This is a genomic window from Aldersonia sp. NBC_00410, from assembly GCF_026342035.1.
In the GTDB taxonomy this organism is placed as follows: domain Bacteria; phylum Actinomycetota; class Actinomycetes; order Mycobacteriales; family Mycobacteriaceae; genus Aldersonia.
The window spans coordinates 55129-70738 of sequence record NZ_JAPENM010000013.1 but is presented as its reverse complement, the minus strand read 5'-3'; the positions used below and the strand labels follow the sequence as shown (position 1 = coordinate 70738).

The 15610-nt window shown below is 67.8% G+C and carries 5 protein-coding genes; 2 read left to right on the top strand and 3 right to left on the bottom strand.

Annotation, left to right across the window (positions count from 1 at the left end):
- Positions 1 to 14: 14 nt before the first annotated feature.
- Positions 15 to 359: a hypothetical protein gene (locus tag OG921_RS24185; RefSeq protein WP_266115123.1), complete on the bottom strand. Its 345-nt coding sequence runs from the start codon at positions 357 to 359 to the stop codon at positions 15 to 17.
- A 2084-nt stretch (positions 360 to 2443) separates the two neighbouring features.
- Positions 2444 to 3094 (bottom strand): uracil-DNA glycosylase family protein, encoded by a 651-nt coding sequence (locus tag OG921_RS24180; protein WP_266115122.1) that lies wholly within the window; start codon positions 3092 to 3094, stop codon positions 2444 to 2446.
- 336 nt (positions 3095 to 3430) lie between these two features.
- On the opposite strand from OG921_RS24180, the gene OG921_RS24175 reads away from it, so the two are divergent.
- A complete protein-coding gene (locus tag OG921_RS24175; protein WP_266115121.1) occupies positions 3431 to 4657 on the top strand; it encodes a HEPN-associated N-terminal domain-containing protein in 1227 nt (408 codons plus the stop codon).
- A 1061-nt stretch (positions 4658 to 5718) separates the two neighbouring features.
- Here OG921_RS24175 and OG921_RS24170 read toward each other — a convergent pair.
- Positions 5719 to 6225 carry a hypothetical protein gene (locus OG921_RS24170; protein ID WP_266115120.1) on the bottom strand — a complete coding sequence of 169 codons (507 nt, stop codon included), beginning with the start codon at positions 6223 to 6225 and terminating at the stop codon, positions 5719 to 5721.
- A gap of 319 nt (positions 6226 to 6544) precedes the next feature.
- On the opposite strand from OG921_RS24170, the gene OG921_RS24165 reads away from it, so the two are divergent.
- On the top strand, positions 6545 to 15421 hold the full coding sequence (locus OG921_RS24165) for an Ig-like domain-containing protein (protein ID WP_266115119.1): 8877 nt from the start codon (positions 6545 to 6547) through the stop codon (positions 15419 to 15421).
- Positions 15422 to 15610: the final 189 nt, after the last annotated feature.

Sequence of the window (15610 nt, the reverse complement as noted above, 5' to 3'; positions counted from 1 at the left end):
CTTCGTCATAGTGCCTAATCCCCAGTGGGAGGCCTTTGTCGGTCATGCGCCCCCCACCATCCGGGTCCGGGACGGTTGCTCTTCCAATTGTCGATCGTGGTAGGCGTCCAGCCCTTGTGGTTGCCTACCATGACATCAGGTCGAGGCAGCACGACCCGCGATAGCGACTTCACTCCGGCCAACCCGAGATACGCCGCGACCTCGGTGCGGCTTAGGTAGTGAACAATAGTTATGTCGTCGTCAACGGGAACATCGTCGTCGTAGTAATCCTTAGCCGCGTCACTTAAAGCCCGGCGGGCTTCCCGGTCCAGCGTTGATTTCGGCTGCTCGGACCGATCCTCATGGTCGCTGTCGGTCATCCTGCCTCCGTCGTTCATCTTCACCGACAAGGGTAGGCGCTTTCAGTGCGCTTTCACCACAGCCTGACCAGCGTTATGAGAGCACTCATGTCGCATCGATCACCACTTCAGGCACCGGGTAAGCGTCACGTCACTCTCACGCCCGGACAGGACGCAACGGTGGTTGAAGGGCAGCCGACCACTCGGACTGCTCGCGCGTGGTAAGGCATCGTTCGGCACCTGGATCGAGAATCGTCTCGCGAAGCACGATCTCCAGGTTTGTCAACGGCAACTGAATCCTGACCCCGTTCCGGCAGTCGGTTCGAGGGCGAATTCACCTGCCGTCGACAAGGTCGCCACCATCGAAGTCGCCTAACTGGTCTTCGTCCTCGATGACTACTTCGCGGCTATGCGCCGCGTCAATTTCTCTTCGGTCTCGGAACTGACGACAATCTCCCGCTCGACGTCCTCGTCCATAGCGGAAAGGCGATCAACCCTCCTGACGGCTAGGGATGTCGAAACGCCCCCAGGCTGCTTTGAACCACATCTGGGTGCTGTCAGTCATCCTGCTCCGTTTCGTCAATGCCCACTTGACAGGACGTGACCGACAGGCCTCGCTCGGGGCGTCGTTGGTAACGCCGCGATGCTCTTCGCCGACAGATCTCTCACGCGGGCCGAGAGCTACGCCCGCATGAGGAACTGTGGGCAGTGGCGGCCGAGCGCCCTGCGCGAGTAACGAGGTTGAGTGGACCCCGTTCGTCAAGAACAAGGAAATGAGTAGTGGTTCAGTACCAAGATCATCGACTGCAGTTAGGGGTGGCGGCTCTTGCTACCGTCGGCATGGGAAGCGCCGGAGCTGGGCCTACGCGCGGCCTATCCAGCCGCCGCCCCCTGCTCTGACCGACCCCGAAGGCGGCAACCCTGCGGCTCACCCGGCACGGCATCGTCGATTCCACGCCGTTCGCGCACGTTCGGCAACGTCATCAGCGGCTAGTGGGCACAGCGCTCGCGCGAGGGTGAGCTGACCCTCAACGATTCCGGCAGCGTGACCGGCATCGAGAGGGTGGCGATGGCCGAGTGGGAGAAAGGCCGCATCGCGCTCCCGGCCCACGAGAAGCAATGGGATGGGCGATGATCGAGACCCTCGCAAACCAGATCAGGTTGTTTTCCCCCGAATCCGGAGATTAGGACAAGCACGATGGACTCTGACGTCGAAGCGGTCGTCACCGCCGTTGCAATCACCGCCGTGGTGGGGGTGTCCTGGGCTACGGTCTCGATCGTCGCGGGACTGTTCGCTGTGACGCTGCTCCTCACCGGGTTCGTCGTGCTCTATATCGCGAACAGCCGGCTGAACCGGAAGTGGACGGCACGTCGTGCCCGGGCGGACGAGTTCCGGCGCACCCGCATGCTTTGCACAGGGTGCGGAGACTGCGTGCTCCCGAAGCAAATGGTTTGGATTCACGGGTCGATGCTGCGCTGTAGGTCCTGCCACCGCGCACACCAGTCCGCCCTCGCGCGCACACCGGCACAACAGGTGCAGAAACAATGTTCCTTACGCGAGTCCGAGCCCACTGCCTTGAGGTGAGCCCGCTGTAGTGGTCCAGTCGTTGTGCGATTCTGTTGCCCGGTGTTCGGGCAAAGGAAGAATCAGCAACGACATGGCATCGAACATGCGCGGGCGGCACTCGCCGGATCAGATCATCCGCAGGCTCGCCGAGGGCAACAACTCCTCGAGTCCGGGCAGGAACTCACGAGGTGGGCCAACACCTTTGAGATCGCCGAGCGCCGCGCGACGACGTTGCACACTCTGACCAAGCGGCTCGCGACCGGATGGCAGACCGTTGCCGTTGAAGACCTCAACCTGACCGGTGGGACCGGCAGCGCACGGGTCACTCTCGCCGAACCGGGTCGTGGTGTCCGCGCGAAAAGCGGTTTGAACAGTTCGAGTCTGGTGTCGAGGGATCCAATGGTTGGTGGGTTGGTCTCGAGTACCTGCTAGCCGCCCGATCAGTGCGCGGGATCTGGTCACGCGCGGAGGAAGCCCCCGACTCTCCAGCACCCGCGTTGATCACCATGCCGGACGGAACCGCGTCGTCGAGGAACTTTCATGAATTGGGCTCCGGCTGTTCACTCGCCCGATCAAAGCTCCACCGGATGGCAGCTGCCACAGACGACACGTACTTGTCTTCGAGTTCGTCGTCGTGCTGGCGTTTGATCCACGACGGGTGCTGCGCGTGGAAGACGTACGGCACACCCTTCGGCAGGCGCCCGCGCGGATTCTCGAACGGCGGCTTACAAACCCGCGCCCGCGGATAGAAGAACGTCAGCACCCGTTCGGCGTCCTGGCCCAAGGTGATCACCAGTCGGGGGCGCACGATCTCAAGTTCGCGGTGAAGGTACTGGGAGCAGTTGACGATCTCGTGCTCATGGGACGCGCGATTCTTCGGCGGATGACAGTGCACCACGTTGCTGATGAAGATTCCGTTCCTTGCACGGTCTGCACGCATGACGCTCTCGTCGATCAACTCTCCGCTCCCACCGGTGAACGGGATCTGACTATCCATGCATTTCTCGCAAAGGCTCTGTCCGATCAGCGCCACCGGTGAGCTCAGGCTGCCGTAACCGGGCGCGGATGCGGTGACGCGTGGGATATTCATCCCATCGCAGAGCCGGCAACTTCTGATCTCCTCGTCGAGGGCGAGTTTGCGAAGCCGCCGAGAGGCAGATGTGCCGTCCTCCTCCACGCTCGGACTCACGGGTCGAGTGTAGATCGATCCCAGTCCGCGACGGCCGCTTCATACGGCGTGGGTTTGGGACTTGGTCCGCGACAGGAGTCGAGACACCGTCGACCCGGTGCGCGCACTTCTGACAGCACCGCCGCGGAGGAGTGATCCCGTCGGTGCGCTGAGCAGCGGCAACAACCTTCCGACGTAGCTGGCGGTTAAGTCTGCGCTATCAGGGGTCACTCAACGCTTCTCTTGGCGTGGCGAACTGCCGGAACAACTGGGCTTGGACGCATGCTCGAAGGAGAATGGATAGCGGACCCGGTGGACTAAATCGATTATCCGAAGACATTGGGGGAGTGTCACAAATTGGGGATTGCGAAGAACGCGGCGATCGCCGCCGAAGGCCGCGGATACAGGTGGACCGATCAGGCACTTTGCCCGGCACACACCTACGACTCCGTACTCAACGCGGTGATCACCGCCAACCTCTCCGAAACCTCCTGTAGCTACTGTCTAGCCACCGGAGGCGACGGGGAAACCCCGGTCGCGGCACCGCTAGACACGTTCCTCGAAGCCTTCATGGCCGGTGTGTACTTGCTCTACGAACCGGCCGAAGACTCAGGTGTACCGGTCGCCGAGGGCGAGTGGATCACCACCGTCTACGACTCCGACGAGGTGGTTCGGACGGTGATGGACCACGCCACTGCTGGCCGAGGCGATAACGACGCGTTGACCGCGGACATCACGGCCGCCCTCACCACGTCTGACTGGGTGGACAAGGACTGGCAGCGGCTATCTCCCGATCGCGTCATGCACTACAGCTGGGAATCCTTCAAGACCCTGGTCAAGCACTCCACCCGATTCTTCTTCGGCTCAATGGTCAGCAGCCCAGACGACGAGACACTGCCCGCATCAGGATTCTTCGCTGAACTGGCCCGACTGATAGCCGAGATACCCGAGATCTACCCCAGCCCGTGCCCAGTGCTGTACCGCGGTCGAATGACCGCCACCGAACCGGATATCGCTGAATACGCGTCCGCTACCGCACTCGGTCCGCCACCACCAGAGCGCGCGGCGGCAAACCGGATGAGTCCCGCCGGAATCAGCATGTTCTACGGATCGACCGACCTAGACACCGCCGTCGCAGAAATCGGAGCGCACAGCTCGTACGGTCACGCCGTGACCGGAGAATTCACCCCAGCGCGGGAAATCCGGCTCATCGACCTGACCAAACTGCCCAGGCTGCCCAGCATCTTCGCCCCCCGCTGTGCGGGGCGATACTACGCAATCCTGTTCCTGCGCAAGTTCATTAACGACCTCACCTTGCCAATCGACTTGGATGGACGCGAACACATCGACTACGTACCCACTCAGGTCTTCACCGAATACCTGAGATATTCGTTCCCCGCCCGGGTCGACGGCCTCATGTTCGGCAGCTCCCAGGGATCGGGCGCCAACGTGGTGGTGTTCTACGGCCCCGAATTTTGCTCCGACAAGGGATCCGAACACGAGTCCACACGACTCTCCCTCGACCCAGCCTCGGTGAGCAAACACCGCGTCACGACGGTCATCCGCAGGCCAACCCAACCCTGACCGCGCCGCAAGCCGCAGTCGAAGCCTTTCACCGCGTGAATCTCGCACCCCTGCAAGCATTGTGCATGGTGTTTACCGGGACTGCTTCCACCTGATCATTTGGTTGCGAGCGGTTGCTCGATCTATCAGCTGGATGGCGGTCCGGCTCGACTTGTCGGTCGTCGCAGGCGACCGTAGAGCCGTGCAGCTGTGGAAGAGGTGGTGTGTTGTAGAACGCGCTGGGATCTGCTCAAGGGCTGCGGGCCACTCGGACGGCGTCGTCGGGGAACTCCCTCGGTTACGACTCCGGCATGGTGCACATCCTTCCAGCGGCTCCTCTCGGCACAAATCAGACGTCGCCTATCCGTGTAGCAGACCGACGGATGTCGGAACGCAGTGTGAGTCCGTCGTTTGTGGGACAGCGCCCTGAAGGCTTGTCCGCCTATCGTTTTGCGTTATTCGGCTGGACCGGCGGGTGATGGCGGTGAACCCAGCTTCCACAGCCGCGCCTAACGGCCAACCGACTGCGCGAGTTGCTCGCTCGATTCTCTCGATCCACGCACTGCCAGGAGACGACCCAACCGTGATCTACGACCTCGAAGCATGTTCTTCTTCCGAGACCCGTTCAGGCCGACACGCAGCACGGTACAGGCCGATTTCGGTGTGTGTACATCGCCACGGACGTTGCGCGCAGGAGTCTCAGGCGCTGGATGCACTCGCCGCCGCCTTGGGCACGTTTGACCATAGCAATCGTGGGGTTACGGGATTCGTTACGCCCGAATGCCCGGATTCACCCATCGTTTCGGCCATCTCAAGGTATGGCTCACAGGCGATTTGCGCCGACGGCACCAGAATGCCTCGATTGTGAGGCGTCACGGACCGTCAGTCGTGCTAGCGTTCCGCAAACAATTTCAGTAGTCGGGGCATGGACGAAACCGGAGGCCACCGGTGGCTTATGAAAATCGGCGTGCTCGTCGACGCGGACGTCACCGCAAGGCGTCGACACCCACCTCCGACGCGTGTGTGCACCTGCTGCGGGTGGGGGTGGTGACAGCCGGTCTGGGCGTGGCCGTCGTGGCCGGTCAGAGCGTCGCCGCGGCCGCCGGCGGTGGGACGCAGTCGGGGACCGACTCGGGCACCTCCGCGGCCTCGGACACCACATCGTCGAAGTCGAGCACGTCGTCGAAGTCGGGCACCTCGTCGTCGGATTCGACGGATTCGTCGGATTCGGCTTCGTCGAAGTCGGGCGCATCGTCGGTGAAATCGGCGTCGGGTGATGATGATTCACCGGGTGAGACATCGTCGTCCCGGTCCGCGGACGGATCCGAGGCGGATGGTTCGTCGTCGGAGTCGCCGGCTGCGGGGCAATCGGCTGCCGGCGCGGACGACTCGGGAACCGATGACACCACCACCAGCAGCAACGCCGAGCCCAGCAGCAACGCCGAGCCCAGCATCGACGGCAACGCCGCGCCCAGCGACACCGCACCGCAAGCCGACGAACCGGTAGAGACATCGCAGCCGGTCGACTCCTCCGTCCCGGAAACCGGCACCACCAGCGGCAATCCGGACCCGGGCACCACAACCGACACCGCGTCACCGGCCGGATCGCCACCGCCATCGACACTGGAAACGGCGTCACCTGCCGCACCGCCCGCGGGGTTATCGCGCGACAGTGCTGCGGGGTCTCTACCCTCGACGACGGTCCCGTCGGCGACCGAGACGGAGCAAGTCAGCAGTACGGGCTCGCCGCGATCTCAGTTCGCACCAACCAGCTCATCGTCTGCCCTGCCGGCGGCGGCAGCGGTTGCCCGGACGAGCGAGCTCTCCGCGGACCCGCAACCGGTGGTCTTCGCGTCGGCAGCAGCGGTCCCGACTGCTCCGGCCCCCTCACCCGTCGCGACTGTCCTGATGGGCCTGTTGAGCCTGGTCGGCCTGGGTGCCGCCGCGTCGCCGAACGCCGCCGCGCCCGCCGCCGCCGCGCCGATCAGCCCGCTCGCCGCCGTCGCGTGGGCGGTGTTTCGCCGTATTGAATCCACGGTCGCCAACCACACACCCGATGCGGTCACCGACGCCGTCACCACCTCCGAGGACCACGCCACCACAGGCAACGTGCTCACCAACGACACCGACGCCGACGGGGATCCGCTGAAGGCGACCCTCGTCACCGGACCTCAACACGGCACCGTGACGCTCAGCCCCGACGGTTCATTCGCGTACACCCCCACGGCCGACTACACCGGCACGGACACCTTCACCTACAAAGTCGGCGACGACACCGGCCGCGCCCACATACACGGCCTGTTCGGCTCCGGCCCCGACGGCGGGCACACCGACACCGCGACTGTCACTGTCACCGTCGCCCCGGTCGACGATGCGCCGGTTGCCCATGCGGACGGTTATGTCGTGACCGAAGATCAGCCGCTGATCGTTGGCGGGCCTGGTGTGTTGGGCAACGACACCGACGTCGACAACGCCCAGGGGCAGTTGAGCGCGGTACTGGGTGCCGCTCCTACCCACGGCCAGCTGGCACTCAACGCCGACGGTTCGTTCACCTACACGCCGGCCGCCGACTTCTCGGGCACCGACTCGTTCACCTACACCGCCAACGACGGCACAGTGGGCAGCGCCCCCGCGACTGTCACTGTCACCGTCGCCCCGGTCGACGATGCGCCGGTTGCCCATGCGGACGGTTATGTCGTGACCGAAGATCAGCCGCTGATCGTTGGCGGGCCTGGTGTGTTGGGCAACGACACCGACGTCGACAACGCCCAGGGGCAGTTGAGCGCGGTACTGGGTGCCGCTCCTACCCACGGCCAGCTGGCACTCAACGCCGACGGTTCGTTCACCTACACGCCGGCCGCCGACTTCTCGGGCACCGACTCGTTCACCTACACCGCCAACGACGGCACAGTGGGCAGCGCCCCCGCGACTGTCACTGTCACCGTCGCCCCGGTCGACGATGCGCCGGTTGCCCATGCGGACGGTTATGTCGTGACCGAAGATCAGCCGCTGATCGTTGGCGGGCCTGGTGTGTTGGGCAACGACACCGACGTCGACAACGCCCAGGGGCAGTTGAGCGCGGTACTGGGTGCCGCTCCTACCCACGGCCAGCTGGCACTCAACGCCGACGGTTCGTTCACCTACACGCCGGCCGCCGACTTCTCGGGCACCGACTCGTTCACCTACACCGCCAACGACGGCACAGTGGGCAGCGCCCCCGCGACTGTCACTGTCACCGTCGCCCCGGTCGACGATGCGCCGGTTGCCCATGCGGACGGTTATGTCGTGACCGAAGATCAGCCGCTGATCGTTGGCGGGCCTGGTGTGTTGGGCAACGACACCGACGTCGACAACGCCCAGGGGCAGTTGAGCGCGGTACTGGGTGCCGCTCCTACCCACGGCCAGCTGGCACTCAACGCCGACGGTTCGTTCACCTACACGCCGGCCGCCGACTTCTCGGGCACCGACTCGTTCACCTACACCGCCAACGACGGCACAGTGGGCAGCGCCCCCGCGACTGTCACTGTCACCGTCACCCCGGTCGGCGATCCGCCCGCGCCGGACAACCAACCGCCGGTCGCCAGCAACGACACCGCCACGACTGTCGAGGACACCCCGGTCGGCATCAATGTGCTGGCCAACGACACCGATGCCGACAGCGCCGTCTTGACACCCCATCTGGTGTCCCAACCCACAGGCGGCACTCTGACGGCCACCGCCACCGGTTGGACCTACACGCCCAACACCGACTTCACCGGCACCGACACCTTCACCTACACCGTCACCGACAACGTCGGCGCCACCAGCAACACCGCCACCGTCACGGTCACCGTCACGCCGACCACAGCGATCGACGAGGCAGTCCACAGCGTCGACCTCGGGGCGACCTCGCCGGCGGCGGTCGTGGTGAGCCCGGACGGGACGCGCATCTACGCGGGCAGCGGTTTTGAAGATGCGCCGGCGGTGTACGTGATCGACGCTGCCACCGGCGACACGATCGCCACGATCGCCGTCGGTCCCGACGCCCCGTACAACGGCGTTATCGGGGTAGCGGTGAGTCCGGATGGCCAACACGTGTATGCCACAAGCTATTACGACGGCACTCAGGTTCAGCCGACCGTGCACGTGATCGACACGGTGACGAACACCGAGGTCGCCACCATTGCGATCGGCGAGGCGTATCAAGCCGATTCGGCGCAGTCGGCGCACCCGGTCGGCTTGTCCAATATTGCGGTCAGCCCGGACGGGCAACGCGTCTATGTCGCCACCACTGTCGACGACGGTGATCGGGTCCAGACCACGATCACGGTGATCGATACCGCCGATAACACGGTGGTCGACACGATCGCGGTGGGGGATGCCGATCAAGAGGTGATCACCGGCATCGCGGTGAGCCCGGACAGCCAACACGTCTACGCCAGCACGTATCTGGCGACCGAGGACGCGACCGGAAACACCCAGGTACAGGGCGCGGTCTACGTCATCGACGCGGCCACGAATGAAGTCGTCGCCACGATCTTGGTTGATGACGCCAACCAGCAAGAGGTGCTGACCGGTATCGCGGTGGGCCCGGACGGCAACAACGTCTACGCCAGCGCGTACCTGGCCACCGACGACGCGACCGGAAACACCCAAATCCATGGCGCGGTCTACGTCATCGACGGCCACACCTATGTCGTGACAAACAGGCTCGACATCGCCGAACTGCCGACCGGTATCGCGGTCAGTCCGGACGGGGAGCACGTCTACGTGTCAGCGGTAGACCTTCCCGGTGATGCGGCATACACCGTGAGCGACAACATCATCGACGCCATCGACGAGGACTCCGCCCTCGGCGTGGTGCACGTGATCGATACCGCGACCAACACCATTTCGGAATCGATCGCTGTCGACGCGTTCCAGGCTCCCGGCCCGCTGTCCAACATCGGTGTGAACGGCGACGGTAGCCGAATCTACGTGAGCGGCATCGCCCTGACCGATGGTGATGCGCACGGCATCGTGAACGTCATCGACACCAGCACCGGCACCGTGTTCCCGGAGCAAGCAAGCCCGGCGACTGTGCTCGTCATTACCGACGGTCCACCCGCCGGGGGCAACGCCCTCACCGACCGGATCGACGATTACGACGGCGTCGACTCCGCCGTCGGCCATGCCGGGGTGTTGATCGCCAACGGCACCGCCAGCCACGCCAATGCCGGCCTGTTGTTCGGTAACGGCTTCAGCTACACCACCGCCACCTGCAGCGACACCGCGGCGTGCGATGGCGGGGACGCCGCGTTGATCGGCGACGGCGGTGACGGTTTCCACGGCGGCCGCGGCGGCGACGCCGCACTGATCGGCGACGGCGGCGCGGGCGGGAACGGCCTATCGGGACAGGCCGGCGGTGACGGCGGGACGGGCGGAGCGATCCGCGGCGACGGTGGAGCCGGCGGCGCCGGCGGAAACGCCACCACACCGGCAACCACCGGCGCCACCGGTGGACGCGGCGGCAACGCCGGCGCGGTCGGCGACGGCGGCACTGGCGGCACGGGCGGGACCGGCGGGACCGGGCTGGCCGCGGCCAACGCGACCATCCCGGGCGGCGCCGGTGGCGCCGGCGCCACCGGCGGGGCAGGCGGAGCCGGCGGTCAAGGCGGACTCGGTGGTTCGATCTCCGGTGACGGCGGAACCGGCGGCGTGGGCGGGCGCGGCGGCACCGGTGGTGCCGGCGGCAAGGGCGGAACCGGGACAACCGGCGTGGCAGGGACCAACTACGGCACCGGCGGCAACGGCGGTGCTGGTGGTATCGGAGGCACCGGTGGTGTCGGTGGGGTCGGCGGCAGCGCCGGCGGCGTCGCTGCCGGTGGAACCGGTCAGGTCGGTGTCAACGGCGACGGCGGAGTTGGAGGCACCGGCGGCAATGCCGGCACCGCCGGCGACGGAGGCACCGGCGCAGCGGGTGTGTGGGGTCAGGTCGGTTCCGGCGGACAGGACGGTGCAGGCGGCGGCGGCGGCAACACAGGTCCCGTCGGTACGAGCGGTACCGGCGGTGCCGGCGGTAGCGCCGGGACCGGTGGCGCCGGGGGTGCTAGTGGAGCCACGGGGGCCATCGGTGGCGCATCGACAGGCGACGTCCGCGGCGGAAACGCCGGAGCCGGAGCGGATGCCGACGCCGGCCACGACAACGGTGGTGCCGGTGGAGCGGGCGGCAGCGCATTCACCGATGGAGCAGGCAGCGCCTACGGCGGGGCGGGTGGCGCCGGTGGGACCGGCGTCAGCTCGGGCGGGACCGGCGGAGGGGGCGGGCTCGCCGTCGTCTACAGCAGCACGCCCGGCAGCAGTGCGATCACCTCCGGAGCAGGCAGCGCCCATGGCGGGGCGGGTGGCGCCGGTGGGACCGGCGTCAGCTCGGGCGGGACCGGCGGAGTGGGTGGTGAAGCCGTGATCTACACCAACACGTCAACGGCAAGTGCGACCGGCGGAGTGGGCGGACTCGGCGGGGGCACGGCCGCCACCAACGCCACCAACGGGTACGGCGGTACTGGCGGGGCCGGTGGCAACGCGACCACCTATGGCACCGGAAAGGTCACCGCCGGTGCCGGCGGCGACGGCGGCGACGGTACCGGCGACGGTGGCGGTACCGGCATCACCGTTGGCGGCGGTGGTGGCGCTGGTGGTGACGCCTTCGTCTACAACACGACCTCGGCCGTCGACGTCATCGGCGGCTTCGGTGGCTTCGGCGGCGACGGTCAAGTGGGCGGTACCGGCGGGGCGGGCGGTGACGCCACCACGTCCGGCACCGGTAACGCTCGCGGCGCCGATGGACGCGACGGCACCATGGGCATCAGCGCGGGCGGCAGCGGCGGGGCGGGTGGCACTGCCACGATCAACAACTCCACCTCCACAGCGGCTGCAGTGGGCGGGGATGGTGGCAGCGGCGGTCCCGGCAACGAGCAATTCGGCAGCGGCTGGGGCGGCGCCGGCGGCAAGGCGACCAACTACGGCGCAGGCATCGCCACGGGTGGGGACGGCGGGAACGGCGGCGACACCGCCGCGGCCGGTCAGTACGGCGGGGGCGCCGGATCCGGCGGTAATGCCTACAACTACGGCACCGGGGAGGCCGTCGGCGGCGACGGCGGCACCGGCGGTGACGCCCCCGCCGGACACGGCGGGCGCGGCGGCAGCGGCGGCAGCGGCTACGTCGCCGGGGACGGGTGGCTCCCGTACGTGTACAACACCACCGACGCTCCGTACGTCAACAACAGTTCCTCCACCGCAACCGCCACCGGCGGAGACGCCGGGGCCGGCGGCCAGGGCAGCGCCGGCGGTAACGGCGGTGAAGGCGGCTCGGCCTACAACTACGGACTCGGACACGCCAACCCCGGTACCGGCGGAAACGGCGGCGCCGGAACCACCGTGGGCGGCGGCGGCGGTGGCGGGGGTGGTGCCTACATTGTCAACAGCACGTCGACCGTTGATGCGGTCGGCGCGAGCGGCGGGCTCGCCGGCGATGGTGGCGGGAACGGCGGTTCCGGTGGCTGGGCCCAGACGTACGGCACCGGAAACGCCCAGGGTGCGGCCGGACAAGACGGCAGCACCGGCACCAACGGCGGTGATGGCGGCGGCGGCGGTTACGCATTTACCTATGGCAGCGGGCATGTCACCGCCGGTGAGGGTGGCGACGGCGGGAACGGCACCGCCGGGTACGGCGGGGCCGGCGGTGGTGGCGGCGGCGTGATCGATAACAACAGCACCTCGAGCGTCGATGTCGTCGGTGCAGCCGGCGGGCGCGGCGGTGACGGCACAGTCAATGTCGTCGTCGGTGAGTGGCCCTTCCAGTCCTGGAGGCCCGCCGGAGGTACCGGTGGCGGCGGAGGTTACGCATACACCGCCGGAACCGGGGACGCCTACGGCGGGAGCGCCGGAGACGGCGGGATCGGCGACACCGGGGACAACGGAGCGAGCGGGAAGTCCTCAACCGGCGGGGCCGGCGGAACAGGCGGGACCGCATACAACGCCGGTACGGGACATGTCACCCCCGGCGACGGCGGCAACGGCGGATACGGCACCTCCCTCGGCGGTGCCGGCGGAGCCGGCGGCGACGCACTCATCTCCAACACCACCTCGGCCGCCGACGCCGTCGGCGCCGCGGGCGGATACGGAGGCAGCAGCCCCAGCTACGCCGGGGCCGGCGGGGCAGGCGGCAACGCGACCACGTACGGCACCGGCAACGCTGTCGGCCATGACGGACAGATCGGCGCTAGCAGCCCCCTCTCCAGCGGTACCGGCGGCGCCGGCGGCAACGCGACCACGTACGGCACCGGAAATGTCTTTGCCGGGACCGGCGGCGAGGGCGGTACCGGCGCCACCGTTGGCGGTACCGGTGGCGCTGGTGGTGACGCCTTCGTCTACAACACGACCTCGGCCGTCGACGTCATCGGCGGCTTCGGTGGCTTCGGCGGCGACGGTCAAGTGGGCGGTACCGGCGGGGCGGGCGGTGACGCCACCACGTCCGGCACCGGTAACGCTCGCGGCGCCGATGGACGCGACGGCACCATGGGCATCAGCGCGGGCGGCAGCGGCGGGGCGGGTGGCACTGCCACGATCAACAACTCCACCTCCACAGCGGCTGCAGTGGGCGGGGATGGTGGCAGCGGCGGTCCCGGCAACGAGCAATTCGGCGGTGGCGCGGGCGGTACCGGCGGCAAGGCGACCAACTACGGCGCAGGCATCGCCACGGGTGGGGACGGCGGGAACGGCGGCGACACCGCCGCGGCCGGTCAGTACGGCGGGGGCGCCGGATCCGGCGGTACTGCCTACAACTACGGAACCGGGGGCGCCGCGGGTGGCGCCGGCGGCGCCGGCGGTGACGGCGGTGACGCCCCCGGCGGACACGGCGGGCGCGGCGGGGACGGCGGCACCGCCTACATCGCCGGGAACGGGTCGCTCCCCTACATCTACAACATCACCGACCCTCCGTACGTCAACGGCAGTTCGTCCACCGCAACCGCCACCGGCGGAGACGCCGGGGCCGGCGGCCAAGGCAACACCGGAGGCAACGGCGGAACCGGCGGCACGGCCTACAACTACGGACTCGGACACGCCAACCCCGGCACCGGCGGAAACGGCGGCGCCGGAACCACCGTGGGTGGCGCCGGCGGTGTCGGGGGTAGTGCCTACATCGTCAACAGCACGTCGACCGTTGATGCCGTCGGCGCGAGCGGCGGGCTCGCCGGCGCTGGTGGCGGGAACGGCGGTTCCGGCGGCAGCGCCCAGACGTACGGCACCGGAAACGCCCAGGGTGCGGCCGGACAAGACGGCAGCACCGGCACCAACGGCGGTGAAGGCGGCGGCGGCGGTAGCGCGATCACCTATGCCAGTGGGCATGTCACCGCCGGTGAGGGTGGCGACGGCGGGAACGGCACCGCCGGGTACGGCGGGGCCGGCGGAGTCGGCGGCAACGCGTTCGTTATCAACACCACCTCGAGTGTCGATATCGGAGGTGGCGCCGGCGGGCACGGTGGTGACGGCACAATCGACGTCGTCGTCGGTGAATGGCCCTTCCAGTACTGGAGGCGCGCCGGAGGTACCGGTGGTGGTGGGGGTTCCGCATACAGCTACGGAACCGGGGAAGCATACGGCGGGCTCGCCGGAAACGGCGGAAACGCAACCGGAAACGGCGGGACCGTAACCGGCGGGGCCGGCGGAACAGGCGGGACCGCATACAACGGCGGTACGGGACATGTCACCCCCAGTGCCGGCGGAAACGGCGGTTACGGCACCACCCGAGGCGGGGCCGGCGGGGTCGGCGGCGATGCGGTCATCGCCAGCACCACCTCGGCCGCCGACGCGTACGGCGCCCCGGGCGGGCTGGGAGGCGGCAGCGCCACCACAGCCGGGGCCGGCGGGGCCGGCGGCAGCGCAGTCACCTACGGCACCGGAAACGCTATCGGCCATACCGGACAGATCGGCACCAGCGGCCCCAACGGTGGTGCAGGCGGCGGCGGCGGCAGCGCGACCACGTACGGCACCGGAAACGTCACCGCCGGCGCCGGAGGCGAGGGCGGGGCAAGTACCAACAACAGCCCGACCCTCACCGACGGGTTCGGCGGCGTCGGCGGCACGGGCGGCGATGGCGGTACTGCGACCATCTACACCAGCACCTCCACGCGCGGCGTCGTCGGCGGAGCCGGTGGCACAGGTGGCGTGGGAGCCAGCGGCGGCAACGGCGGAAACGGTGGCGACGCAGTCACCTACGGACTGGGAAGTGTCCAGGGCGGCGTCGGCGGAAACGGCACTGACGGGGCTTTCCAAACCGGTGGCAGCGGCGGAGCAGGCGGCGATGCGTTCATCCATAACAGCGCCTCCGCGGCCGACACAGTAGGTGGCGTTGGAGGCCATGGCGGACAGGGCGGCGTCGTCATTCAAGGCTACGGCAGTAGCGGCAGCGTTGGCGGTAGCGGCGGCGCCGGCGGCAACGCGGCAACCGAAGGATCCGGTAACGCCCGCGGCGCGGACGGAGGCTGGGGCGCGGACGGTCGCGATAACGGCGGTGGGGGCGGCGCCGGCGGTACGGCAACCGCTAGCGGCACAGGCAATGCCCGAGGCGGCGATGGCGGAGACGGGGGCGCGGCAACTTGGCCTCCCGTTCTCAATCCCGAGGCGACGGCCCTGGAAATCCTCAAGGCCGCAATCGAGTGGGAGTTGCATCAAGGGCGCGGGGGCGCTGGCGGACATGCGACTTCCAACGGCGGAACTGCCACCGACGGCGACATCGGGGCCCAGGGACTCGGAGCCATCCGATGAAATACACCAGGTCACGCCGTGCGTATTCGGGCCCTGGGTCAGCCGTCATCGGCTCAATAAGCGCATCGAAGTCGTCGAACGAGGTCGCGGGCCCGTCGCGGACTGACCACCAAACACAAAAGGTAAGGCCCTCTTTCGAGTTCGTGACCTGATCCGCCACGGTTCTTGGCACTGCTCCGAACAGCACGT

Bases quoted from the DNA above. Each gene is read 5' to 3' on its own strand.
- OG921_RS24185 (WP_266115123.1), bottom strand. From the start codon at position 359: ATGACCGACAGCGACCATGAGGATCGGTCCGAGCAGCCGAAATCAACG.
- OG921_RS24165 (WP_266115119.1), top strand. From the start codon at position 6,545: ATGGGCCTGTTGAGCCTGGTCGGCCTGGGTGCCGCCGCGTCGCCGAAC.